The 22,112-nt window shown below is 69.5% G+C and carries 39 protein-coding genes and 2 pseudogenes; 20 read left to right on the plus strand and 21 right to left on the minus strand.

The annotated features are described in order from the left end of the window. Positions 1-120: 120 nt before the first annotated feature. The 20 genes and pseudogenes from ACWHMB_RS10030 to ACWHMB_RS10125 form a co-directional block, all read right to left on the minus strand. Positions 121-315, minus strand: a pseudogene (locus ACWHMB_RS10030) (PLP-dependent transferase); the annotation flags it as partial. Between the two features lie 127 nt (positions 316-442). Next, positions 443-745 (minus strand): hypothetical protein, encoded by a 303-nt coding sequence (locus tag ACWHMB_RS10035; RefSeq protein WP_377483239.1) that lies wholly within the window; start codon positions 743-745, stop codon positions 443-445. Between the two features lie 89 nt (positions 746-834). Continuing rightward, entirely contained in the window at positions 835-1,320 is a 486-nt protein-coding gene (locus ACWHMB_RS10040) for a phage virion morphogenesis protein (RefSeq protein WP_377483237.1), read from the minus strand. 81 nt (positions 1,321-1,401) lie between these two features. Next, positions 1,402-2,742: a phage head morphogenesis protein gene (locus ACWHMB_RS10045; RefSeq protein ID WP_377483234.1), complete on the minus strand. Its 1,341-nt coding sequence runs from the start codon at positions 2,740-2,742 to the stop codon at positions 1,402-1,404. Beyond that, positions 2,729-4,261: a DUF935 domain-containing protein gene (locus ACWHMB_RS10050; protein WP_377483232.1), complete on the minus strand. Its 1,533-nt coding sequence runs from the start codon at positions 4,259-4,261 to the stop codon at positions 2,729-2,731. Before ACWHMB_RS10050 ends, ACWHMB_RS10045 begins: the two co-directional genes overlap by 14 nt. Next, positions 4,261-5,652: a phage terminase large subunit family protein gene (locus ACWHMB_RS10055; RefSeq protein ID WP_377483230.1), complete on the minus strand. Its 1,392-nt coding sequence runs from the start codon at positions 5,650-5,652 to the stop codon at positions 4,261-4,263. Before ACWHMB_RS10055 ends, ACWHMB_RS10050 begins: the two co-directional genes overlap by 1 nt. Then, positions 5,649-6,200, minus strand: a complete 552-nt coding sequence (locus ACWHMB_RS10060) for a phage protein Gp27 family protein (protein WP_377483227.1) — start codon at positions 6,198-6,200, stop codon at positions 5,649-5,651. The genes ACWHMB_RS10055 and ACWHMB_RS10060 overlap by 4 nt, the downstream gene beginning before the upstream one ends. A 1-nt stretch (position 6,201) precedes the next feature. After that, positions 6,202-6,477 carry a Gp49 family protein gene (locus ACWHMB_RS10065; protein WP_377483225.1) on the minus strand — a complete coding sequence of 92 codons (276 nt, stop codon included), beginning with the start codon at positions 6,475-6,477 and terminating at the stop codon, positions 6,202-6,204. Positions 6,478-6,489: 12 nt separating this feature from the next. Continuing rightward, a complete protein-coding gene (locus tag ACWHMB_RS10070) occupies positions 6,490-6,789 on the minus strand; it encodes a VpaChn25_0724 family phage protein (RefSeq protein ID WP_377483221.1) in 300 nt (99 codons plus the stop codon). Further along, on the minus strand, positions 6,773-7,081 hold the full coding sequence (locus tag ACWHMB_RS10075; protein WP_377483219.1) for a hypothetical protein: 309 nt from the start codon (positions 7,079-7,081) through the stop codon (positions 6,773-6,775). Before ACWHMB_RS10075 ends, ACWHMB_RS10070 begins: the two co-directional genes overlap by 17 nt. After that, the gene (locus ACWHMB_RS10080) at positions 7,078-7,635 is read right to left on the minus strand and encodes a hypothetical protein (RefSeq protein ID WP_377516424.1); all 558 of its coding nucleotides are present in this window, start codon (positions 7,633-7,635) and stop codon (positions 7,078-7,080) included. The genes ACWHMB_RS10075 and ACWHMB_RS10080 overlap by 4 nt, the downstream gene beginning before the upstream one ends. Next, the gene (locus ACWHMB_RS10085) at positions 7,632-8,264 is read right to left on the minus strand and encodes a transglycosylase SLT domain-containing protein (protein ID WP_377483215.1); all 633 of its coding nucleotides are present in this window, start codon (positions 8,262-8,264) and stop codon (positions 7,632-7,634) included. The genes ACWHMB_RS10080 and ACWHMB_RS10085 overlap by 4 nt, the downstream gene beginning before the upstream one ends. Further along, positions 8,261-8,569 carry a hypothetical protein gene (locus ACWHMB_RS10090; RefSeq protein ID WP_377483213.1) on the minus strand — a complete coding sequence of 103 codons (309 nt, stop codon included), beginning with the start codon at positions 8,567-8,569 and terminating at the stop codon, positions 8,261-8,263. The genes ACWHMB_RS10085 and ACWHMB_RS10090 overlap by 4 nt, the downstream gene beginning before the upstream one ends. Next, entirely contained in the window at positions 8,566-8,982 is a 417-nt protein-coding gene (locus ACWHMB_RS10095) for a putative holin (RefSeq protein WP_377483211.1), read from the minus strand. Before ACWHMB_RS10095 ends, ACWHMB_RS10090 begins: the two co-directional genes overlap by 4 nt. Then, positions 8,979-9,146 carry a hypothetical protein gene (locus ACWHMB_RS10100; RefSeq protein WP_377483209.1) on the minus strand — a complete coding sequence of 56 codons (168 nt, stop codon included), beginning with the start codon at positions 9,144-9,146 and terminating at the stop codon, positions 8,979-8,981. Before ACWHMB_RS10100 ends, ACWHMB_RS10095 begins: the two co-directional genes overlap by 4 nt. Before the next feature lie 64 nt (positions 9,147-9,210). Next, positions 9,211-9,744, minus strand: a complete 534-nt coding sequence (locus ACWHMB_RS10105) for a DUF4124 domain-containing protein (RefSeq protein WP_377483206.1) — start codon at positions 9,742-9,744, stop codon at positions 9,211-9,213. A 52-nt stretch (positions 9,745-9,796) separates the two neighbouring features. Next, positions 9,797-10,216 (minus strand): hypothetical protein, encoded by a 420-nt coding sequence (locus tag ACWHMB_RS10110; RefSeq protein WP_447648523.1) that lies wholly within the window; start codon positions 10,214-10,216, stop codon positions 9,797-9,799. Positions 10,217-10,229: 13 nt separating this feature from the next. Then, complete coding sequence (locus ACWHMB_RS10115; RefSeq protein ID WP_377483200.1) at positions 10,230-11,063, minus strand: DUF6731 family protein; 834 nt, start codon at positions 11,061-11,063, stop codon at positions 10,230-10,232. Continuing rightward, on the minus strand, positions 11,060-11,611 hold the full coding sequence (locus ACWHMB_RS10120; protein WP_447648524.1) for a hypothetical protein: 552 nt from the start codon (positions 11,609-11,611) through the stop codon (positions 11,060-11,062). Before ACWHMB_RS10120 ends, ACWHMB_RS10115 begins: the two co-directional genes overlap by 4 nt. Further along, on the minus strand, positions 11,608-11,961 hold the full coding sequence (locus ACWHMB_RS10125; RefSeq protein ID WP_377483196.1) for a helix-turn-helix domain-containing protein: 354 nt from the start codon (positions 11,959-11,961) through the stop codon (positions 11,608-11,610). Before ACWHMB_RS10125 ends, ACWHMB_RS10120 begins: the two co-directional genes overlap by 4 nt. A 76-nt stretch (positions 11,962-12,037) precedes the next feature. Here ACWHMB_RS10125 and ACWHMB_RS10130 point away from each other — a divergent pair, with 76 nt between their 5' ends. Beyond that, the gene (locus ACWHMB_RS10130; protein ID WP_377483194.1) at positions 12,038-12,253 is read left to right on the plus strand and encodes a DNA-binding protein; all 216 of its coding nucleotides are present in this window, start codon (positions 12,038-12,040) and stop codon (positions 12,251-12,253) included. A 124-nt stretch (positions 12,254-12,377) separates the two neighbouring features. Here ACWHMB_RS10130 and ACWHMB_RS10135 read toward each other — a convergent pair whose 3' ends face one another. Then, entirely contained in the window at positions 12,378-12,629 is a 252-nt protein-coding gene (locus ACWHMB_RS10135; protein ID WP_377483191.1) for a hypothetical protein, read from the minus strand. Positions 12,630-12,722: 93 nt separating this feature from the next. Here ACWHMB_RS10135 and ACWHMB_RS10140 point away from each other — a divergent pair, with 93 nt between their 5' ends. The 19 genes and pseudogenes from ACWHMB_RS10140 (at position 12,723) to ACWHMB_RS10230 (ending at position 22,080) form a co-directional block, all read left to right on the plus strand. Further along, on the plus strand, positions 12,723-13,223 hold the full coding sequence (locus tag ACWHMB_RS10140) for a hypothetical protein (protein ID WP_377483189.1): 501 nt from the start codon (positions 12,723-12,725) through the stop codon (positions 13,221-13,223). Then, positions 13,220-13,438: a hypothetical protein gene (locus ACWHMB_RS10145; protein WP_377483186.1), complete on the plus strand. Its 219-nt coding sequence runs from the start codon at positions 13,220-13,222 to the stop codon at positions 13,436-13,438. Before ACWHMB_RS10140 ends, ACWHMB_RS10145 begins: the two co-directional genes overlap by 4 nt. Next, entirely contained in the window at positions 13,435-13,665 is a 231-nt protein-coding gene (locus tag ACWHMB_RS10150; RefSeq protein ID WP_377483184.1) for a hypothetical protein, read from the plus strand. Before ACWHMB_RS10145 ends, ACWHMB_RS10150 begins: the two co-directional genes overlap by 4 nt. Next, complete coding sequence (locus ACWHMB_RS10155) at positions 13,658-13,960, plus strand: helix-turn-helix domain-containing protein (RefSeq protein WP_377483181.1); 303 nt, start codon at positions 13,658-13,660, stop codon at positions 13,958-13,960. The genes ACWHMB_RS10150 and ACWHMB_RS10155 overlap by 8 nt, the downstream gene beginning before the upstream one ends. A gap of 14 nt (positions 13,961-13,974) precedes the next feature. After that, a complete protein-coding gene (locus ACWHMB_RS10160) occupies positions 13,975-14,865 on the plus strand; it encodes a hypothetical protein (RefSeq protein ID WP_377483179.1) in 891 nt (296 codons plus the stop codon). 6 nt (positions 14,866-14,871) lie between these two features. Further along, the gene (locus ACWHMB_RS10165) at positions 14,872-16,698 is read left to right on the plus strand and encodes a transposase (RefSeq protein ID WP_377483176.1); all 1,827 of its coding nucleotides are present in this window, start codon (positions 14,872-14,874) and stop codon (positions 16,696-16,698) included. A gap of 25 nt (positions 16,699-16,723) precedes the next feature. Then, a complete protein-coding gene (locus ACWHMB_RS10170; protein ID WP_377483173.1) occupies positions 16,724-16,972 on the plus strand; it encodes a hypothetical protein in 249 nt (82 codons plus the stop codon). 170 nt (positions 16,973-17,142) lie between these two features. Then, the gene (locus tag ACWHMB_RS10175; protein ID WP_377483171.1) at positions 17,143-18,045 is read left to right on the plus strand and encodes an ExeA family protein; all 903 of its coding nucleotides are present in this window, start codon (positions 17,143-17,145) and stop codon (positions 18,043-18,045) included. A gap of 25 nt (positions 18,046-18,070) precedes the next feature. Next, positions 18,071-18,235, plus strand: coding sequence for a hypothetical protein (locus tag ACWHMB_RS10180; RefSeq protein ID WP_377483169.1), 165 nt, complete (start codon positions 18,071-18,073; stop codon positions 18,233-18,235). After that, a complete protein-coding gene (locus tag ACWHMB_RS10185) occupies positions 18,232-18,564 on the plus strand; it encodes a hypothetical protein (RefSeq protein ID WP_377483167.1) in 333 nt (110 codons plus the stop codon). The genes ACWHMB_RS10180 and ACWHMB_RS10185 overlap by 4 nt, the downstream gene beginning before the upstream one ends. After that, positions 18,561-19,064, plus strand: a complete 504-nt coding sequence (locus tag ACWHMB_RS10190) for a hypothetical protein (RefSeq protein WP_377483165.1) — start codon at positions 18,561-18,563, stop codon at positions 19,062-19,064. The genes ACWHMB_RS10185 and ACWHMB_RS10190 overlap by 4 nt, the downstream gene beginning before the upstream one ends. 2 nt (positions 19,065-19,066) lie before the next feature. Next, positions 19,067-19,726, plus strand: a complete 660-nt coding sequence (locus tag ACWHMB_RS10195) for a hypothetical protein (protein WP_377483163.1) — start codon at positions 19,067-19,069, stop codon at positions 19,724-19,726. Next, the gene (locus tag ACWHMB_RS10200; protein WP_377483162.1) at positions 19,723-20,280 is read left to right on the plus strand and encodes a hypothetical protein; all 558 of its coding nucleotides are present in this window, start codon (positions 19,723-19,725) and stop codon (positions 20,278-20,280) included. Before ACWHMB_RS10195 ends, ACWHMB_RS10200 begins: the two co-directional genes overlap by 4 nt. Further along, positions 20,277-20,486, plus strand: coding sequence for a hypothetical protein (locus tag ACWHMB_RS10205; RefSeq protein ID WP_377483161.1), 210 nt, complete (start codon positions 20,277-20,279; stop codon positions 20,484-20,486). The genes ACWHMB_RS10200 and ACWHMB_RS10205 overlap by 4 nt, the downstream gene beginning before the upstream one ends. A gap of 5 nt (positions 20,487-20,491) precedes the next feature. After that, a complete protein-coding gene (locus ACWHMB_RS10210) occupies positions 20,492-20,734 on the plus strand; it encodes a hypothetical protein (protein WP_377483160.1) in 243 nt (80 codons plus the stop codon). A 20-nt stretch (positions 20,735-20,754) separates the two neighbouring features. Next, positions 20,755-20,964: pseudogene (locus tag ACWHMB_RS10215) on the plus strand (hypothetical protein); the annotation flags it as partial. A gap of 36 nt (positions 20,965-21,000) precedes the next feature. Then, positions 21,001-21,234, plus strand: a complete 234-nt coding sequence (locus ACWHMB_RS10220; protein WP_377483346.1) for a hypothetical protein — start codon at positions 21,001-21,003, stop codon at positions 21,232-21,234. A gap of 1 nt (position 21,235) precedes the next feature. Further along, positions 21,236-21,637 carry a regulatory protein GemA gene (locus ACWHMB_RS10225; protein WP_377483158.1) on the plus strand — a complete coding sequence of 134 codons (402 nt, stop codon included), beginning with the start codon at positions 21,236-21,238 and terminating at the stop codon, positions 21,635-21,637. Then, complete coding sequence (locus ACWHMB_RS10230; protein WP_377483156.1) at positions 21,634-22,080, plus strand: hypothetical protein; 447 nt, start codon at positions 21,634-21,636, stop codon at positions 22,078-22,080. Before ACWHMB_RS10225 ends, ACWHMB_RS10230 begins: the two co-directional genes overlap by 4 nt. The last annotated feature ends 32 nt before the right edge of the window (positions 22,081-22,112 follow it).

Genomic DNA, 22,112 nt, shown 5'->3' on the forward strand with positions numbered 1-22,112 from the left:
GCAAACGGCAGAAACGTCGCGCTGTGGTTGCAATCCCCGTTTTCCGACGCCACCAATCGCGACTGATCTAAATCGCGACCTGCTCAAATTCGACTGAGCCGAGCGTTAGCCCAGCACCCCTCACACCTTCCCCAACGCCTGCTCCAAATCCGCCAGCAAATCATCGATGTGCTCGATGCCCACCGACAGGCGCACCATGCCTTCTGACACGCCGGCCTTGGCCAGCTCTTCGGGGCTGAGCTGGCGGTGGGTGGTGCTGGCGGGGTGGCAGGCCAGGGACTTGGTGTCGCCGATGTTGACCAAGCGCAAGAACATGAACGGAGATGAGATATTTCCAAGGGTTCGGGTGCAATATTTGTGGCAGCTGAGGGGAAAAAGTGGATGGAGAGTGGGAGGTTGAAGAAAATGATTTTCCACTATGGAAACTGCCGGCGGCGGGAGCCTATGACGCGATGCGCCGCCTGATTTCTTCGGCCGAAAGGGTGCTGTAGACGATCTCGGCCCGACCAGATCGACAGTCGACGATGGTGATCGTCGTAGGCGTATCCAGAACGGGCAGGCTCTCCAGGCGCTCGCGCTCGGCCTTGATGTAGCGGCCCAGAGCTGACCGAGTTGGGAGGATGCCGTGACCGGCCAATTCAGTGCGGATGGCATCAAGCCGACGATACCGGTAGGCGGAAATGGTGTCGTCGAGCTTGTTCTTTTCCGCATCCGACAGATACGCCGCAAATGACAGGTTTCCCATGGTGATCCTTGAGGTTTGAATGTGCTGGGATGTTGCCTGAGGCGTCCCACAAAACCTCAATGAAGGATGTCAGTATTTCAGCCCACGAATCACCCGTCGATGAGCTGGTCGAGCCAACTGGTCAAGACGTCGAGGACAGACGCCTCGGCTTGGGGGGTGAGTTCATGCGTCTCGGGGTGGAACGGCAAAAATGGGCGCGCAGGGATGGCCTTTCCGGGGATCATGCTGGTGGAGCTGGTGGTCCCGCCGAAGAACTGCATGGCCGCGTAGGGTTTGTTCGAGCCGATGCTGGCCCAGCCGTTGCCGTGGGCCGCCTGCACCGACGCCGCCAAGGCGCCGGATGCCTGCAACATCTTTCCCGGCCAGGTCCCGCGCTCGGTGCGCAGCGCCTTGGTGGTGTCGCTCAGGTCGGGCCACGGCCCAAACGGGCCTGATTCGGTAGCGAATTGGCGCTCCGACTGGCTCAGCAGGCCGGCGGCCACGTCGGCCATCACGGGCGTGGTGTCGGCCATGCCTCGCATCAGCCGATTGAGCATATCCAACACCTGGCGGTCTTTGACTTCGATCGTGATCATCGGTAGCATCCCCCTTGCTGGGTGAGTTGGTAGATGCGCTCCCAGGAGGCGCGGTGGTGCGAAGGCATTGACTGATGGGGTTCAAGTCCCCCGCCGCCCACCCAGCAACTCCCACAGACCGCCCTTGACCGATCCTTCGATCGAATCGGCCGACACGACAAAAGCCGTGTCCATTCGGCCATCGGGCGCGAACACCACCTTGATCACTTCCCCGGGCTTGCCTGCATCCATGATTGCAACCACGTTTCCGCCGTCCAGCTGACGGTAAAACGTGGCGTCCTTCAGCATGATCGGCAACGCTCGCCACTGATCCTCAGTCAGCGCGTCACCGATGGCTTCATGCCGACGTGCTTTGCGGCCGATGATCAGTCGATCCTCGGCGTGTAGAACGGGAAAAACGGGTGATCCCCGCGCCGCCATCTCTCGCGCCGCATCGAGCGGCAGCATGCCTACGGTCATGGTCTGCCCCTGAATCGCCGGCTCGCCTGCGCGATTGCGCACGCCAGAATCAAGCGTCCCGTCGATGAAAGCGTCCCAAGCCTTCATTCGCGATGGCGACAGCACCGCCTCACGCACCAGCTCAAACCCCGCTGTGTCGCCCAGCGCCGCCACCGCCTTGCGTGCCAGCAGTTCGTCAAAGGCGTGGCCGGCCAGCGGGCTGCTGTTGAAACCCGCATCAACCCACATCGTGATCGGCTTGCCGTTGGCGTCGGCCACGCGCACGCCGGTTTGCACGGTCGGGAACAGCTCGCCCGTGAGCGGGTCACTTCCCGCGTTGACGGCGCGCGTCAGCACCTCGGGCGGCGGCGAGGGCTCCAAGCCCTCGCGCTTCATCATGCCCTCGGTCAGCGGCCGCGTGCGGCAGCGGCAGTTGAAGCCGTTGGGCGGGAAGATGACCTGCCAGATCGGGTCATCCTTGCGCCAAATCTTGCCGTTCAGCGCGGCATGGCTCGGGCGCGTGCGACTGTCCATCACCGCTACATACATCATGTAGGGGAAGGCGTTTGATGTCTGCGCGATCGCCTGGGCGCGCCCAGCCATGTAGGCGCTCTGCAGGTTGGTCTGGTAGATCGTCTTGAGCCGCCGCAGGCTGCCCAACTGCACCTGCTGCGCCTGGCCATCGCCATCGACCACGATCTGCTTGCCCCACCAGCCCTTGGACTGTAGCAGCGGCGTCAGCTCCTTTTCAAACTGGAGAAACGTCTTGCCCTCTTTCAGCGCGCCGAGCAGGGCGGTGCGGATGTCTTGCAGCACGTCCAGCCGCATGGCCTTGGCCACCGTGAAAGATCGGGCGTGCGCCTCGTCCAGCATCTCCTGCCACTTGAAGGTGATGCGCAACCCCTTGCTGCGCAGGTATTCGATAGCTGCCTCGGGCGCCAGGTCGAACAGGGCGCGCAGCGCGTCGCGATCAGGCTTGGCCATGCAGTCGGCCCCAGACGGCGGCGGCAAACAGCACCTGCGCCAGACGTTCCTGCAGCTTGTCCTCGGTCAGATCAGGGAAGCGCTCGGCCAGCCAGCCCAGCATGGCCTGCGGGTCACCACCGGCCTGCAGGCGCTCGAACACGGGCGCCAGCACGGCTTCCATCTGCCGCTGCATAGCGTCGTTTGACAGCGCAGCGTCCAGCGCTTGGTCGAGGGCCACCTGATCCGGCGCCGCCGCTTCGCCCTCGGCAAAACTGGCCGGATCACCACCGCCGCCCAAAGCGGGCGGCGCCGGCGGCGCGGCCTTGCGCTCCCAGTGATCGCCGTACTTGGCCTTCACGCCCTCCTCGGTCATCTGAAAGCCCAGCTCGCTGATGTTCTTGTCCGTCTCCGACTCGGCTTTGCGGTCTTCGTCCTTCTCGATCTTGCGATACACCAGGCAGGGCTGCAGGCCGTTGTACTCGCAAATCCACTGGATCAGCGTGGCGTTCAGCGTCTCGCTCAGCAGGTCGCTGTCGGCCTGGCTCAGCTCCAGGCGCACGCCCTCGCGCTCGGTGGCGGCCGCCGCCAGCGCGCCGCCGTTGCCGCCGCGCGGCGACTGGCCCAGGATCACCTCCATGATCCAGTCGTCCATGAACTCCACGTGCGCCTGGTGCGGCGTGGCGCTGCCGTTGATCTTGCTCTCCAGCAGCTCGATCATGGTGCCCTCGGGCGTCATCAGCGTGCCGTCGTTGCTGACGGCGCGCAGCGCGTCGAACAGCGTGCCCTTCTCGCGCGGGCTGGCCTCGCGCGGGTACTTGCCCCAGGGGATCGGCAGGCCAAAGCGGTCCAAAAACTTCGTCCAGGCCAGCACCCCCTTGCGCTTGAAGAACACCGGCCAATACAGCTGCAGCCCCAGGCCCAGGCCATAGGGGTTGTCGTCCTCGGCCTCCACCCGGTGCACGATGAACTTGCGCGGCGGCACCGCCACCCCGCGCTGCATGTCGCCGCGCGTCAGCAGCCGCAGCTCGGGCGCCGCGTCGCCGTCCTGCACGTAGACAAAGCGCCGGTGCGGTCGCTTGACCACCCGCGCCGGCACCACCATCTGGCGCGGCGCGCCATCGACGGCCACATCGGCCAGCGTCCACACCACCTCGGCCGGCTGCCAGCCCACCAGCAGCGCGTCCATCAGGCCGCCGCAGATGCGGTCAAAGCCAAAGGTGCCCAGAATGTCGTTGACCACGGCGGCGTCGCGCGCGCCCTGCTCGCTTTGCGTCACCGGCTCCACCGTCCAGCCGCGGCTCACCACCGCCAGCTTGCGCTTTTGCAGGCCGGCAAACACCTTGCCGTCGCGGCGCAGGTCGCGGTACAGCTCGTGCGCCTCGCTGCCGGCCAGGCCGCGCTCCATGATCAGCGGGTCGTTGCTGCGCAGCACGCCCATGAAGACCGTGCTGAACGGGTCGCTGGCCTGGCTGGCCACCTCGCTGTCCAGCGGCGGCAGGGCGGGCTTGGCCGGGTCGTTTTTGGGGTCTTTGGCCATCAGATGTAGCCCTCGTAGTCGCCGGCTGAAATCGGCCCGCTGCTCATGAACTCGATAGCCGCCGCCGGGTTGCCGGCCGCATGCAAGGCGAGCGCCAGCGCCCAAAAGTGGTCGGCGTGGCCGTCCGGCGTGCGCTCGGCCGTGAAGCGGATGTTGCCCGCCGCCGTGGTCTGCTTGGTGATGCTGCGCAGGTCGGCGCGAATCGGGCCGCTGAACGGAATGCGCAGGCGCCGGTCTTCCATCGCCGATCGCACCGGGTAGGCCAGCTCTTCCTTCACGCGGCCGGTAAAGGTCACGCCCTCCACCTTGTAGGCGCCGAACCTGCGCTGCGCATCGTCGGCCCAGCCAATGCCCAGGCCGGTGGCGTCGATGCACACGCGCGCGCATTTTTCAAACCAGGGCCACAGCACCTTTTCCTGCTCGCCCTTGGGCATATTGCGCAGCGCCTCGACGTGGCGCGTGTACAGCACGTCGCCCAGTTTCTCGGCCACCCACAGCACCGTCAGGTCTTTCTTGCGGCCAATATCCACGCCGGCATAAAGCGGGCCTTTTTCTGGCGCATTCCAATTCACGCCATCGGCATATTCACACGCGGCAATCAGGTCGTATTCCAAAAAGGCCGCATCGTCGTCGGCCGGCTGGCACATGTACTCCTGCAAAAACGATTCTTCGTCGGCCGCGCCCTTTTTCACAAAATCAAAGTACTGCGCCTCGTCCATCGCCTGGCGCTCGTCGTCCTGCGGCAGGGTTTGCTGCAGCTTGAACAAAAAGCCCTGGTCCAGCGCGTCCTGCAGCGTCACCCGGTGCAGGCTGATGCGCTTGGGGTTGCCGCCCTCGCGCGCCTCGCGCACCAGCTGGTTGAAAAAGTTGTGGCTGCCCCGGTGGGTGCTTACCAGCTCCATGCTGCCGCCCCAGGTGATGCCCGGGTAGGCGATGCTCCACAGCTTGCGCGGGTCGGGGTGCAGCGCAAATTCATCCAGAATGCGCCCGCCGCGCTTGCCGGCCTGCGCGTCGGGGTTGCTGCTCATCGAATGGATGCGCCGGCCGTTGGCAAACTGCAGCACATAGGCCGTGATCTTGCGCTCGGGGTCGATCACCTGCTCGCCCAGGTCGGCGGCCGCCATCTGCAGCGCCTCGGCAAACATCTTGCTGTCTTCCAAAAACAGCCGCGCCTGCAAATCGTCGCGGCTGCTCACCCACTGGTCGGTGGCCGCGCCGGCGGCGGCCGTGCGCTCCACCGCCTTGTAGGCCGTCGACCAGCTGATGCCGATCTGGCGGCTTTTCTCCATCAGCTTCAGGCGGCTGTCGTCCGCCACCCAGCGTGCCTGGAAGGGCAGGAACAGCGCGCCCGGCTGATCGGGGCGGCGCCTGGCGTTGCCGGTCTTCGTCACGGCGCCGCCACCCCCAGGATGCGCTGGCGAATCGCCGCGATGGTTGCCTCCGACACGCCCGCCTGCTGCATCTCCTGCGCCGCCGCGCGCGCCGCCGCATCCGCCTTGGCCTGCGTCTGCTCGCGCACGCGGCGCAGCTGCAGCTCGGTATCGATGCTGACCTTCTGCGTGCCCGCAATGTCCTTCAGCGCCTTGGCCAGCAGCATCACGTCCATGGCGCCCACGTGCTCTTCGGACTCGCCCATGGTGGTCAGGGTCTGAAAGGCCACCACGCGCAGCATCTCGGGCAGCAGGCGGCCCACGTCGCCGCTCGGCTCGGCCTCCAGTTTGTCCACCCACACCTTGGCCACTTCCTGCGCCTGGCGGTACTTCTCCATGCTCTCGCGCGCGCTCTTCACGTAGCGCCCCACGGCGCTGCGCGACACCTGCGCGCCCATGCCCTGCAGCGCGGCCAGGATTTCCTCGATCGTGTGCCCGTCGCGGATCAGGCCATTGCAGGCCTCGACCAGCTCGCGCGGCAGGGCGGCGACGGTGCTGCGGCGGCCCATGTCAGTACGTCGTTGGCGACGCCGAATGCAGCATCTGCCGCAGGAGGTAACCCTCCAGCGCCCAGATTTTTTCGCGCGCGTTCGCGCGCGCAATGCGCCTGCCGATTTCCTCGTCGAACGCGCTCGCCGTCACGCAGGCGCTCTCGCCGATCGTGTTGAAGCCATTGCGCAGCGTCAGGCAGCACACGGTCACCGTCGTGCCTGGAAAGCGGTGGTACTTTTCAGACACGATCAGGTTGTCGATCTGCTCATTGGTCACGCGAGGGGCGTCGTTCATGATGGCTTCCTTTCAATCCGGCTGCGGGCGCTTGACGCCCGGCACGATGGCCTTGCCGAAGGCCACGTCGTGGCCGCGCGGGCTCAGGTGGGCAATCGTCACCCCCGCCACGCTGGTGGTGGAGAGCAGGCCCTGCTCGGCCAGCCAGGCCAGGTCGGCCGCCACGCGGTCGCCGCTCACCTGGTGGCCCATGTCGCCCAGCGCCGCCTCGATGATGTAGGCGTTGGCCTGGTAGCCCGTGCTGCCCGCCAGCAGGCGCAGCACCACCAGGCGGCGGTCGGCGGTGAGGTGGTTTTCAAAATTGGGAGTCATGGTCTTTGCGGCTTGCCCTCAACAAAAAATCCTCGATGCGGCGCGTCGCCGCGCGCGTGGAATGCACCTCCGCCAGCATCGACGCCTGCTTGGCGTCCAGGCTGGCCACCTGCACCCGCAGGTCGGTCATCTCGCCGGCGCGCGGCAGGCTGCCGATGCTTTGCTGCAGCAGCTCGTGGCGGCGCGCCACCCCGTCGAGCATCTCCGTCAGGCGCCAGATGTAGATCGCCAGCGCCACCACCATCAGCAGCAGCACCGCGTCGGCAATCCAGCCGTCCCAAAAGGCGTTCATGGCAGCGCCTCCGGCGCCGGCGTCAGCAGCGCGCGCGCCGCCGGCTGCAGCACCAGCACATGGTCCTGCAGGCCCACTACCTGGCTGGCAAGCCCTGCAGCGTCTGCCGCCATTGCTCGATATCGGTCTGCGCACGCTCCAAGAACGCCTCGGGCCGTGGCCGCTGCATCAGCCTCGGCGTCGGCAGCGGGGCACGTGCCGGCTGCACGGCGATCGCCGCTGGCGGCGTTGGCGCGGGCAAGCTCGCGCTGCAGCCCATCATGGCTGCGCACAACGGTATCCAGGCGGTCGCGCAAAGCCGCCTCGCGTTGAGTGGCTGCAAGGGCATTGGCTTCGGCCTCCTGGGTTTGCCGTTGTTCCTTGGCGCGCTCGGACTTCTCGCGCGCCAGCGTTGCGGCCGTCTCGCGCAGCTCGCGCGCCTTGTCGGCCTCGATCCATTCGGCGCGCACGGCCACCCGGCCCTGCTCGCGGTAGTGCTCCTGGCAGCTGGTGATGCCGAACATCGCCACGGCGGCCAGCGCCAGCCCGGCCACCACGTTGACCAGCCCCATCACGGCGCCGCCTCCGTCCACACCGGCCCCCAGCCGGCGTAACGTGCTTGCAGCACCTGCAAGATGCGCGCCGGGTAGCCCAGGTTCTCGCGGCAGTGCAGCGCCGCGCGCCGCGCGCTGCCGCAGGCGGCGTCGATCTGCGCGCGCGTCGGCTCGCTCAGGCCGGTGGCCGCGCCCTCGGCGCGCCAATGCGCCTCGCCGCCGTTGTAGCCGCGCAGCGCCAGCCACAGGCGGTCAAAGGCGCCCAGGCGCGGCGGCGCGCGGTCAAACAAGAATTTGTCGTAGCCCACCATGGCGCGCAGCGCCCAGGCGGGGTTGTGCGGCAGGCAGTCTTCGGGCGCGATCGCCTCGCGCCCGCACCACCAGCGCGCCGTGGCCGGCATGAACTGCGCCAGCCCGCGCGCGCCCACGCGGCTCACGGCCTGCGGGTTCCAGGCGCTTTCCTGGTGCACCTGCGCGGCCAGCGCCGCCACCGGCGCCTGCAGGCCCCACTGGGCATGCGCCGCGCGCAGCAGCGCCTGGCGGTAGCGCGCCGCCTCGGGCGGCACCTGCGCCAGCGCCGCCGTGGCAGCCAGCGCCAGCAGCACCAGGGCAGCGGCCAGCGCCAGCGCGCAGCGCGCGGCGGCCCTCACCGCTGCGCCCCCAGCCAGGCCGCGCGCGCCGCCGCGTGCGCCGCGCGCCAGCGCCGGCGGTCCTCGTCGGTGATCGGCGGCAGCACGTAGCGGTCGGCCTGGCCCACCACGGTGGCGCCGCCCAGCACGTCCTCTTGCCCGCGCGCATAGCCATAGCCAAAATAGGCCCGCGCCATGGCGCCGCAGGCCGCGGCCGGCGGCTGCGGCGGCGCCGCCTCGGCCAGCGCATAGCCCAGCGCCGTCGCCAGCGCGGCCGCCACCAGCACCACGGCCCAGCGCGCCGGCGCGGTCAATTTGCGGCTCATGCGCCCAGCCCCACGGCCAGCATGGTGGCCGCCACGATGATGGCGCGGCGCAGCATGGCCGCGCGGCCCAGCAGGGCCGCGTGCTCGGGCAGCAGGCCGCCCACCGGCTCGGCAAAGCTCAGCACGTGCACGTCGGTAAACGCCGTCTCGGCCCGCGCCTCGCCCATCTCGGGCGGCGGCTCCAGGTAAAACTCGGGCCGCGCATAGGGGAACAGGCTGCGGTCGATCCACCAGCCGCACACGGCGGCCAGCGCCACCAGGCTCAGCTTGTAGACCGACACCGGAATCTGCTGCGGCGCCATCAGCCACACCAGCGCCGACAGCAGCAGCGCCGCCACCACCCAATCGGCCATGCGCGCGCGCGCCAGGCGGCGCAGGGCACCCGAAAAAAGCGAGAGGTCGAACAGGTTCATGGCGCGGGGCTCCAGCGGGCGGGGTTGAAGGCGCAGCGCGCGCTGCGGCTCATCTGCCGCCACTCGGGGGCAAAGGCGCAGTGGCCAAAGCCATGCGCGCGCAGCGAGGCGCGCAGCGTTGAAAAGTGGTGGCAGGTGCCGCAGCGGCGCGCGTCAGGGCTCATGCACGGCATGGTGCCGCGCGCGCGCGGGGCGGGCTAAATGACGCGGGTCAGTTAGGGGTGGGCGTCAGTGAAAGTTCTTGCAGCCGCCCAGCGCCTTGCACTCGGCCAGCAGGCGCTGATAGTCGTCGCGGCGCGTGCGCTCTTCGGCGGCGCAGCGCGTTTGCAGCGCCTGCTCCTGCGTGGCCAGCGACTGCAGAAAGGTCGCCCCGGCCAGGTTGTTGTTGGCCGTGCCGCGCTCCGACTCCAGCCGCGCCATTTCTGCCCGGCAGTTGCGCCGCGTGGCGCCCACCGCCGCGTCCGCGCTGGGCACGCCCCGGTGCTCCAGCTCGTCGCGCCGTCGATCGCGCTGGCTGGCCTCGGTGCGGGCGTTGATGCGCTCGGCCTCGGTCATCGGCTTGGCCGCGGCAGCGCCGCCGCCGGCGGCCGCATCGGCCGGCGCCAGCACGGGCGCGCGCGCCGGATCGTGACCACTGGCCGGTCGCACATTCATCGTCTTGCCCCCCATGCACGGCACCTGCTGAATCACCGTGCGCCCGCTGGCGTCCGGGCACTTGTAGATTTGCGCCATCGCCGGCGCGGCCAGCAGCAGGGCGGTCAACCCAAAAGCGAAAACCCGGCAAGTACGCGAAATCATCATGGCAGCAATGCCCTCACAGGTTCACCAGCACCAGCCGAAACTTGCGCCCCGTGTCCACCAGCAGCACCAGCGCCGCCGCATGCAGGCCCAGCATCAGCAACATCACGCCGTGGCCGGCCGCCGCGCCAAACAGCAGTGCAAACGCGCCCACGTCGATGGCCAGGAACGCCGCGCCCGCATAGAACATCGTGTGCAGCAAGTCGCCGTAGTGGCCTGTTTGCCGCATGCGCTGCATCAGCGGCGTGTGCGCCACGCTGGCCACCACCGCCAGCGCCGCCAGGATGAAACCCAGCATCGTCGTGGCCACCGCCGCCAGGGCGCCCGCGAACGCCAGCACCGCCGCTGCGTCGCCCAGCGCCGGCGGCCAGCCCTGCCAGGCGCCGGCCGCCACCGCAAGCAGCGCGGCCAGCAGCGGGGCAAGCAAGGGGCGCATGGCCGCGGCGCCATCAAGCTGGCGCATCGGCGGCGCCGATGTGGGAGCGATTGCGATCATAGGCATCCTCAAGTTCGGCAAACACGTCGCTTGCGGCCGGGTAGCGGCCCAAGACCTCCACGCTGATCTTATCTTTGAGCGGTGCGGCGAACAACTCTATGGGGTCATCGTGGTCGGTCAGGCGCACGCGAACCTTGCGCACCCCAGTCAGGCCGATCGCCTCGCGCACCATCTCCTTGGCGCGCTCGGTCAGCTGGCCCTTGCGCTGGGCGCGAAACTCAAACTTGGCATGCCCCGCGTCCAGCGCACGCATCTTGTCGAACTGCTGCTGATTCCACCGGGGCGCACCCGCATCCAGCGCGGGCGGCCGGTCGTAGCCGTATGAAATCTCGTACACGCGGTGGTTCAGCACCTCCTCGATCTGGCCCGTGTTCATGATGGGAGGCGCCTGCACCAGCACGCCCGTCAAGTGGCTCAGGTAGTTCTCGAAGCGCGTCAGGCCACCCGACGCGCGATTGAGCTGCCACACCAGCAGGTTGCCGCGCTCGCGGTACAGCCAGTGGCACTTCTCCAGCAGCCGGTCGCCATCGGCCAGCGGCAACTCGCGCTCCTCGTCGGCGCCGTTGACCAGGTGCGGCGCGTCATCGCGCAGCTTGCCAAACACGCCCCGCCACACGCTGCCTGTGCGCACCAGGTCGCGCACCTGATAGCGCTCGCCGCCCACGTCGTGGGCCGGCAAATGCGCGCCGTGCGCGCCCGACAGCTCGCGCAGCGTCGGCGCCAGCGGCGCCGCATCCGCGCCCACCACCGGGCGCGCAAAGCGCACCTGAAACGTTCGTTTGCTCATCGCCTCTCTCCTCTATTGATCTTGTCAGCCTTCAGACGCTGCGCCAGCGCCGCCTTCATCTCGGCGCGGGCGATCGGCGCCAGGCGCTGCCGGATGGCGCCGTAGCGCTCGGCCAGGTGTTCGTGGTGCGCCTGCAGATCGGCCCGGCGCTCGCGCTGGCAGATCAGCGCGGCGGCCCGATGAACGAGCATGCAATGCGTGGCATGGCCCGCTTGCTGCGCGCTCACGGGTTGATGCCCCAGGGCCCGCCGCGCCCGCGCCTGGCTGTGATCGAGCAGCCACTGGATTTCAGCCATCGCCTCATCAAAGCGCCCGGCGCGCTGCAAGTACTTCGCCAGCTTGTCGTCCATCCACTGTTCGCCCATCAGCGCCTTGCGCTGGCGCAGCGCAGCAATGGCACCGTCCCAATCTCCCGCCCGGCGCAGTCCCGTCGCACGGCGATCCAGCTTGTATTCCTCGGTTTCCAACGGATTGACCGCACAGCACTCGATCGTCAGCGTGATGCCGCCGGCGGATAGCGTGCTCATGGTCTGCGCGCCATCCGTCACGCCGCTCGCCCACGTCGGCCCTTCACGGGCGCAGGCGCGAACGCGCCAAGTGTTTGTTTGACGCCCGCCTGCACTCCCTCGGGTGCGTGATGGAAGTTGTCCAACAGGATGCGGTCGCCTTCGGGGAGTAACTCTTGCGGGGGCACGGCCTGGCTGCGCCGGCCCGTGAGGATGTAGAGCACGTCGGCGCCGGCGGCGGCAATGGCGGCCAGGTAGGCGGCATCCGGCGAGCGCTCACCTTTTTCGTAGAGCAACTGCGCTTGCTTGCGCACGCCCGCCAGCGCGCCGAACGTTTCCTGGTTTGCGCCCAGTCGCTCGCGCTCCTCCCGCAGTCGGCCGCCAATACCCATATGCGTATCTCAACAATTGACAAGGTACGCAATCGCATACCATAATCCACCTACCAAAACCCAACAACTCAAACCTATGTCACCAACAACCAAACCGCTGACCACGGACCAGGTCAAGGCGAAGTTCCGCGCCAACGGCATGACTTTCACCGATTGGGCGCGCGAGCACGGCTACAGCCCGCGCAAGGTGATTCGGCTGCTCAACGGCTACGAGAAGGGCCGCTACGGCCAGTCGCACGAGATTGCCGTCAAGCTCGGCCTGAAGGCCGACCCCGAGCAACTGGCCGCCTGAGCCCCGGCCATGCCCCAGCGTCATCCTAACCCAGCGCGCGACGCCGCCGGCTTCGTCACCGGTGCCCCCGTGCTTGGCGCCAGCTACGTGCGTCGTCCAGCTCCTGCGCCAGACGAATTCGGCTTCATGCCGGATCGCCCCGTGATCGGCGAGCCGCGCGCGCCGCATCCAGCTCATCAGCCATCTGCCCCAGCGTGCGCAGCGACGCCGCCGCCAGCGTCGCGCTGGTGCCCGCTGGCACTTGCCTGGCGCGCCATGCGGCGCTCATGCGGGGGCCGTCCATGACGCCCGCCATCTCCAGCCCGGCCGCGATCCACATCAGCGCTTGCGCCACACCGTCGATGCGGCCCCTCAGGTCCTCGATTGCTTCATCCATGTCTGTCTCCTTGTGGTGGACGGCCGCATCGTCCCGCGCCGGGGCCTGCTTGCCCAGCCCCACGCCGGCTTTTTGTTTGGAAGGCCAGCCGTCATGACCTCCCGCCTTACCGCAGCCCGCGCCCGCTTCTGGAAGCGTCAGCGGCCCGCCACCTTGCGCGACGCGCTGGCCCAAACCAAGGAATACGCCCGCGAGGCCAAGAACCTGGGCGTCGAGCGCATCGCCGAGCTGATGGGCCTGGAAGACCATTGGGCGCTGTACAAGTGGATTCAGTCGGGGCGCTTTCCGCTGGTGCTGCTGCCGGCCTACGAGCACGTGTGCGGGATCGACCTGGCCACGCGCTGGCTGGCCGCCAGCCGCCGCAAGCTGCTGGTGGACATGCCCATCGGCAAGGGCGCCGAGCAGGGCGACCTGGTGCAGCTGGGCGCCGACTTTCAGCACGCCGTGGCGCTGCTGCACGACTTCTATCAAAGCAACGGCAGCGCCGACGCCGAACCCGTGCTGGCCGCCCTGCGCGAGCACCTGCAGGCGGTGGCGCACCACCACTTCAACGTCTCCGGGTTCTCCGACCCGCAACTGGACTTCGGATCATGACCGACCAACAGCTCTTTGACGCCGCCCAAGAGACCGCGCAGCGCCGCGCCTGGTGGCTGAAGCGCGCCGCCGACACCGCGCGCAGCGCGCCGTCGCTGGCCGAGTTTCCGCGCCGACGCTGCCTGGCGCTGGCGCGCAAGTGCGAGGCGCGCATCGTCAACCTGTCCATCACCGCCGAAATCCGGTGCCAGCGCGAGCTGGAGCGCGCGGCATGAGCGGCGCCGCCCCCCGCATCGCCGCCGCGCTGCTGTGCGCCGCCCTGGCGCCCGCGCAGGCCAGCGGCTGGCCCGTCAGCCTGGACGACGTCTGGCGCGCGCTGACCGGGCGCAAGCAGACGATCGACTGGGAGCGGCTGGACCCGCGCCCGCTGCCCGCCAGCGCGCCCGCGCCGGCCGCCAGCGCCCCGGCGTCGGCCCCGGTGAAAGGGCCGCGCCATGACTGACACCGCCTACGCCAGCGTGCACGGCGCGCTGGCCCTCGTCGAGGCGCTGGCCGGCGCCGTGCCGCTGGGCCTGCCCAACAAGGCGCTGGCCGAGGCCGCCCGCATCAGCCCGGCGCAGGTCACGCGCCTGGCCGCCGCGCTGATCGCCGCCGGCTGGGTCAAGAAGCTCGACAGCGGCCACTACTGCATCAACGCCCACGTCGGGCGCCTGGCCTTCAAGGTGCAGGCCGCCTTTGACGCCGCCGGCCGCCAGCTGGCCGACCAGCGCCACAACTACACCAACACCAACCACTGACAGAGAGAGAAAACATGCAAGGACGCAAGGCCAACCCGGTTGCCCAGCCGGTGCCAGACCCCACCCGCCCCGAGGCGTTCGACCGCCTCAACGACGACGCCGCCGCGCTGGCCGTCATCCAGCAGCAGCAGCAAGAGGCCGCCGACACCCTGGCCATCCAGTTCGGCTACGGCGGCGCCGTCACCGTGGGCCGGCTGGAGGATGAAATCCGCTTCTACCAGGAGCGCACCGTCGAGATGTACCTGGAGGTGGGCAAGCGCCTGCTGATGCTCAAGGAGCTGACGGCGCACGGTGACTTTGAGCGCCGGGTGGAGCTGATGGGCTTTTCGACGCGCTCGGCCCGTCGTTTCATGGGGGTTGCCAAGCGTGTCGCCAAATCGGCCACGGTGGCCGTTTTGGCCGGCCAGGTCAAGAACGCCAGCGTGCTGCTGGAGTTCATGGACGAGGACGACGAGGTGATTGCCGAGACGCTGGAGCGCCTGGACGAAATCGACAAGAAGCCCGCCAGCGTGCTGCGTGCCGAGCTGCGCAAGACCCTGGCCGAGCGCGAGCGCATGCAGGCCGTCAATGCCGAGCTGCATCAGGAGGTCGTCGCCCTCAAGCTCAAAACCAAGTCCAAGGTGGTCGCCGTCACCGACTGGCCCGACGCCCTGCAGCCGCTGGCCGAGCAGGTGGCCGCCGCCGGCCGCAAGCTGGCCACGGCCGTGAGCGAGCTGGAAACCTGCCGCATCACGCTGTTTGCCACCGCGCAGGAGCTGCCCGACACCGAAACGCCGCGCTACCAGGCGGCGCTGGGCCACATGGCCGAGGTCTATCAGGCCGCGCTGGAGCGCGCCGAGCGCGACCTTGGCCGCGAGCGCGTGACCTTTGACAAGACGCTGGGCGCGTACAGCGACAAGGGCTGAAGCGCCATGGCCGCCCCCATCGCCCCCGACGAAGTGGCCGCGCTGATTGCCCTGCGCGACGCGCTGCTGCGCGCGGGGCATGGCCAGGCCACGCCGCTCAAGCGCGAGTTCTTGCGCGAGCGCCACTACACCCTGGCCACGCTGCACCGCCACCTGCGCACCTACGCCGGCTATGCGCCCGAGCGCAAGCCACGCGCCGACAAGGGGCGCACACGCCTGGACGACGGGGCCATCCACTTCATGGCCAGCGCGCGCAGCCAAAGCATGCGCCAGAACGCGCGCGGCACCGCCACCATGCCGATCGAGGTGGCGATGGACGTGGCGGCACAAAACGGCTTCGACATCAACGTCTCGCCTGGCCGCGTGGCCACGCTGATGCGCGAGCGCCTGGTGGACATCGGCAGCCAGGTGGCGGCGCGCAACCACATCCGCATGCGCAGCCTGCACCCCAACCACGTGCACCAGATCGACCCGTCGCTGTGCCTGGTGTACTACATGGGTGGCGAGCAGCGCGTGATGCACGAGAGCGAGTTCAACAAGAACAAGCCCGCCGCCATGGACAAGGTGCTGCTCAAGGTGTGGCGCTACACGCGCTACGACCACGCCAGCCGCTCGATCGACGTGCGCTACTTCGAGGCCGCGGGCGAGAACCAGGCCAGCCTGTTCGAGTTTCTGCTGTGGACCTGGGGCCAGCAGGACGGGCGCCTGTCGCATGGCGTGCCCAAGCTGCTGCTGTGGGACAAGGGCAGCGCCAACACCAGCGTGGGCATTCGGCGCCTGCTGGACGCGCTGGGCGTGCGCCACGAGGTGCACGCCACGCACCACGCATGGGCCAAGGGCGGGGTCGAGAGCGCCAACTACATCGTTGAGCGCCAGTTTGAAAGCCGCCTTCGTGCCGAGCCGGTGCAGACCGTGGCGCAGCTCAACGACGCGGCCCTGGCCTGGGTGCGCGACTACAACGCCAACGCCATTCAGCACGTGGACAGCCGCGTGCGCGGCGATGACGGCGTGGCGCGCGTGCGCGATGACCTGTGGAGCCTGATCTTGCAAACGCCCGAGGCGCTGGTGCGCATGCCCGACAAGAAGGTGTGCGCCTGGTTCATGACCGGGCGCGAGGACACGCGCCAGGTGCGCGACAGCCGCATCACCTTCGTGCACCCGCAGTCGGGCAAGAGCGAGCTGTACGACCTGCAGCCCTGGGCCGATCAAATCTACAACGGCCAGAAGCTGGTGGTGCAGCCCTTGCTGCTGGCCGACTGCGCGCTGCGCCTGCTGCTGCCCGCCGCCGACGGGCAAGAGCGCTACATCGAGGTGACGCCCGTGCGCGAGTTCGACGCCTTTGGCCGGCCGCTGGACAACGTGGTGATCGGCGACGCCTACCGACGCGCGCCCACCACCGCCGCCGAGGCCGCGCAGGCCCAGCTGGCCGCCGTGGCCTGGGGCGAAGGCACCACGCGCGAGCAGGCCGAGGAGCACAAGAGGAAAAACGCGCGCCCTTTTGCGCGGCTCAACGACGGCCGCGGCGCCGTCGCGCACAGCCACCTGGGCCAGCAAGACATGCCCGCACGCCTGCTGCCCGAGGCCAAGCCCGTGCAAACGGCGGCCCTCAGCGATCTGCGCGCGGCGCAGCAGGTGGCGCGCCTGCTGCCCCTGTTTGCCGCCGCCCAGCAGCTGGCCGCCCAGGGCGTGGCCATGGGCCCCGAGCGCTTTGCGCTGCTGGGCCAGTGGTACCCCGATGGCCAGGTGCCCGAGGACCAGATCGAGGCGCTGCGCCAGCGCCTGACCGTGCGCGCCGGCCTGCGCGTGGTGGGCAGCGATGCCGCCCACGACTGATCACCCCAACCACCCGGAGTCAAGCATGAAAACCAAAGCCACCCCCGCCCCGGCGCAACCGGAGCCCGCACACGCGGGCGCGCTGCGCCTGCTGCTGCAGACGCTGTCCGACGCCGGCGCCGGCGTCGACCCGGTGCACGTCATCGGCGCCTGTGTGCAGATCGCCGGCCAGTTTGCCAGCCACCTGCATCTGCAGCAGCCGGTGGCCGACCTGCTGCGCGCCTGCGCCGGCGAGCTGGAGGCCGAGGCGGCGGCCAACCGGACGCTGCAGTGATGGCGGCGCTGCTGGCCCCCACCCCAACCCTCCCCCAGCGGGGGAGGGAGAAGGCCCCGGCCCGCCCAGCGGGCCGCGCAAAAGAAAGCGCCCCGCAGATTGCCGCCTGCAGGGCGCCGAGTTCCCAACCCGAGTGTGATCACCAAAACCCAACCGAGAAGGAAGAGCCCATGTTACTGCAAAACACCCCCCTGACCGCCAAGGCGCTGGCGCACTTCAAGCTGCCGCGCTCGCCCTTTGTCGACGACGTGCAGACGCGCGACGACGTGTATCAGAGCCCGGCGGTGCGCTACGCCCGCGCGGCGCTGCTGGACGCGGCGCAGAACCACGGCTTCGTCGCCATCGTGGGCGAGTCGGGCGCCGGCAAGACCACGCTGGTCGAAGAGCTGGAGCAGCGCATCCTCGACGAGGGGCGCGAGGTGCTGGTGATCAAGCCCTACGTGCTGGCCATGGAGGCCAGCGACAGCAAGGGCAAGACGCTGCGCAGCACGCACATTGCCGAGGCGATTGCCTACGCGCTGGACCCGCAGCTCAAGATCAAGAGCAGCCCGCAGGCGCGCTTTGCCCAGCTGCACGAGCTGCTCAAGGCCAGCCGCCGCGCCGGGCGGCGCCACCTGCTGCTGATCGAGGAGGCGCACTGCCTGCCGCTGGCCACCTTGAAGCACCTCAAGCGCTTTCTTGAATTGAAGGACGGCATGGCGCGCGTCATCGGCGTGGCGCTGATCGCCCAGCCCGAGCTGCGCCACGTGCTGCACAGCCAGAACCCCGAGGTGCGCGAGGTGATGCAGCGCTGCGAGGTGGTGGAGCTGCCGCCGCTCGATGGCGAGCTGGAGGCCTATGTGTCGCACAAGTTCGGCCGCTTCGAGCTGACCGAGGCCGACGTCTTCACGCCCGACGCCTTCGGCGCGCTGCGCCAGCGGCTGATCCGCACGCCGCGCGGCGCCAAGCCGGGCGAGGGGGCCGTGAGCACCTGCTACCCGCTGGCGGTGCACAACCTGCTGGCGCGCGCCATGAACGCCGCCGCCGCCGTGGGCGCCCCGCGCGTGGACGCCAGCGTCATCGCGCATTGCTGAACCCGAACACCGAGAGGAGAACACCATGCACGCCTACCTCATCCGCATCACCCTGGGCACGGGCCAGCGCCTGCGCCTGCAGGGCATCTTCAGGGACGGCTGCGAGGCCATCACGCAAACCCTGGCCGACTGGCCCGGCGCGCGCGCCGTCAGCGCCATCTGCCTGCGCAAGAAAGGCGGTGCCGCATGAACGCCGTGCACCAGGAATGGAGGGAGCAGCAGGCCGAGCAGGCCGGCTGGCAAAACAACGGCTTCTGGCTGCACGCGCCGCGCAACGAGCGCGAGGCGCACGCCGCCATCGAGGCCCCCATCACCGGGCGCGAGAGCGCCAGAAGGTGGCCGCGCACCACCGACGAGGCCTTCAAGACCCCCGCCTGGCGCAACCCGGTGCAGGGCCCGTACCGGCGCGCGCCCAGCGCCTGGCGCCCGCTGCTGGCCTGCGCCGCGCTGGTGCTGCTGATCGTGGCCGGCCCGCTGCTGTGGCGCCTGCTGCCGGCGCTGGCGGGGGGTCTGGCATGAGCGGCGCCCGTCTGCCCAAAACCGCGCCCGCGCCGCAGTGGCTGAGCGCCGTCAACGCCATCATCGTGCGCGCCGCCGCGCGGGACGGCTGCGTCGGCATCGACGGCCTGCTCGATCTGCTGAGCGACACGCTGGGCGTGCAGACCAGCGCGCACCTGCTGGGCCGGCGCCTGCGCTGGCTGCGCGACTGCAACTGGCTGGTCAACACCGCCACCGCCACGCGCGTCGGCGTGTGGCGCCTGACGCCCGCCGCACAAACCTGGCTGGCCGACCATGGCGCCGACTTGCTGCCGGCCCGCCTGGACGGCGCCCTGCCGCCGCGCGACCGCGCCGCCGAGCAGGCTGCCGTGCGCCGCCGCCCTGTCCATGCCGGCCCGGTGACCCCGCCGCCGCGGCGCAACGTGCTGCACGGCCCCGCCTGGCAGCCGCCGCGCTGGGAGCCGGCGCGCGCCGGCGCCGACGACCACAAGCAATACGCCACGCGCGGGGTGAGGTGCTGAGCATGACCGACCTGTCCTGCCCCAACTGCGGCGCCGAGCTGGACCTGATGACCCTGTTCAGCCACGAGAGCGACCAGCGCGCGCTGGCGCGGCTGGCGGCCGTCAGCATTCCGCTGGGCGCAAGGGTGTTGCAGTACGTGCAGCTGTTTCAGCCCGCCCGCCAGCGCCTGACGGCGCGCAAGAAGATCAAGCTGCTGCTGGAGCTGCTGCCCGAGCTGGAGCGCGCCGCCATCACCCACAAGGGCCGCGACTGGGCCGCGCCGCTGCCGGCCTGGGCCGAGGCCATCGACCAGATGCTGGCCGCGCGCGACGCCGGCCGCCTGGAGCTGCCCATGAAGGGCCACGGCTACCTGTTCGCGATCCTGGCCGGCCTGGCCGAGCGGCACGAGGCGGCGGCCGAGAATGAGCGCGAGCAGGCGCGCCGCGCCCGCCAGGCCGCGCACGCCAAGGGCGCGGCGGTGAAGGTGACGGACGTGGTGCCCGGCCTGGTGCCGCTGGCGCTGCCCATCGCCACGGCGGGCGAGCGCGTGGCCGACCTGGCCGCCGCCGCGCCCAAGCCCGGCACCTCACACACCGTGCGCGCCATGCGCGCCGAGATCGAGCGCGCCAAGGCGGCGCGCGCCCCCGCATCCCAACCCACCGAGCCAAAGGAGCAAGCATGACCACGCAACTGGACTTTCAAAAACGCGCCGAGCTGCTGAGCGCCACGCGCGAGGCGCTGTCGGCCCTGCTGCACACGCTGCAGGCCGAGGTCGACACCATCAAGCAGGGCCGCATGCCCGCCATCCGCCTGGCCGCGCGCAAGGTGGCGGCCGAGCACAACCGCCTGCGCGAGCTGATCGAGGCCCACCCCGACATGTTCAAAAGCCCGCGCAGCTACGTGGTGGCGGGCCTGAAGTACGGCCTCAAGAAGTCGCCCGGGCGCATGAGCTGGCCGTGCGACGCGCAGCTGATCGAGCGCATCAAGAAGCTGACCGAAGCCGGCGAGCTGACCGAGGAGCAGCAGGAGATGCTGATCAACCGCACCGAGCGCCCGGTGGCCAAGGCGCTGGAAAAGCTGGACGCCAAGACCCTCAAGCGCCTGGGCGTGACCGTGGCCGCCGACAGCGACGAGGTGCTGATCAAGAGCGTGGACGGCGAGGTCGAGAAGGCCGTGAACGCCGTGATCAAGGACGTGACGCAGGACGACAACGCCATGGTGCAGGTGGCGGCATGAGGCGCGAGGACTGCATCGAAGACCTGTCCGCCGCCGCGGCCGACATGTCCAGCATGGCCCGCACGATCGAGCTCAACACCGCGTTGGCATCCGCCGTGAACGACCCGCACGAAGCCGATCAGCTTGCCTGGGCCGGCGAGCTGCGCTATTCGGCCGGCACCTGCCTGGCCGCCATCAACCACCTCAACGGCGTCAGCCCGGAGTGAGCGCCATGCCAGGCACGGAGTCCACCGAGCTGCAGCTGCAGGTCAACACCAGCGGCGCCTGGAAGACGCTGCTGCGCTTTGGCGCCGGCGACGTGCGCACGGCCAGCCTGGCGCGCGACGGCGCCTACATGCTGGCCGAGGCCGAGCCGGCGCTGGCGTTTCGCCTCGCCACCTGCGAGAGCCTGCCGCGCGTGCTGTACCGGCTGGACCGCCGCACCGGCGGCTGGCGCGAGGAGAAACAAAGATGAAAACCGAGATGGAGAGGCCGATGTGCGGTGCCGGCGCCAAATTGCGCGTTTTGCACAGGGGTACAAGCGCCGATCGGAGCGCGGTGGCTACCAGCGGTAGTCCAACGCCCTCCGGGCGCGCCAGCGGCCCGGAATCGGCGCCGCCCGATTTGCTGGTTTTCGTGCGGGGGCAATCGGTCAGCGAAGCGGCCGACGCGCTGGGCCTGACGCGCCGCACAGTCTACCGGCTGAGGGACGGGTACTGGCCGCGCAACGCGAGCAATATCTTGTCCGCCTGGCGCGCCTGCCAGGGCGAGCTGGCCGACCGTGCTTCGCGCTGGGTCATGCGCCGGGTCTATCCGGGCGGCATGGTGCTGCATGCGCGGCGCTGGTGGACGGCGGATGGCCTGGCCGGACGCACGGACCAGTCGCTGGCGCTGGCGCGCACCAGCGAGGGCCAGCTGCTGGCGCAGACGCTGGAGCTGCCGCCTGAGCGCCTGCTGCTGCGCGAGGTGGCCTGACATGGCCAGGCACCTCGCCGCCATCCACGTGCTGTCCGGCAAGATCGGCCTGTCGGACGACGACTACCGCGCGTTGCTGCTGCAGCTGACCGGCCAGCGCAGCGCCAAGGCCTGCAGCGAGGCGCAGCAGCGCCAGGTGCGCGAGCACCTGCAGCGCCTGGCCGAAAAGCTGGGCGTGGCCACGCCGCGCCCGGTGCGCCCGGCGGCCAGCCCGATGGAGCGCAAGGTGTGGGCGCTGTGGAATGCGCTGGGGCGCAAGGGCGTGATTCAAAACCCCAGCGCCCAGGCGCTGCGCGCCTGGGTCAAGCGCCAGACCGGCATGGACGATTTGAAGTTCTGCAACTGGGCGCAGCTGTCGCAGCTGATCGAGGCGCTCAAGCAATGGGAGTGGCGCCAGCCATGAGCGAACATGTTGCCGCTGATGTGGATCTCTTGCTGGCCGACCGGCCCGACCTGGCCGAGCTGAGCGGCGAGCAGATCGCCCCGATCGAGGCGCGCACCGCCGGCTGGCCCGACAGCTGGCGCGACATCGCGCGCTCGCTGTTCGTCACCCTGGTGTCGCGCGCCGACGCGCTGGCGCCGGTGGCCGCCGCCGAGCTGGCGGTGGAGCTGATGCTGGGGCTGGCGGCCGACCTGGGCGGCAGCCAGCCCTACATCAACCAGGGCGCCGACATTCAGCGCAGCGGCATGGCCGCGCGCGTGATCGCGCTGCTGGGCCAGCAGCGGCAGGACTACGATCGGGTGGCGCAGCTGGTGGGCATGAGCGTGCGCCACGTGCGCCGCATCGAGGCGCGCTGGCTGCGCGCCGAGCGCGCCAAGCGCCAGCGCACGCTTGAGCTGGAATAACTGACCCCAGTCATTTAGGGGTGTGCCACCCC

This window comes from Ottowia pentelensis (genome assembly GCF_964341695.1).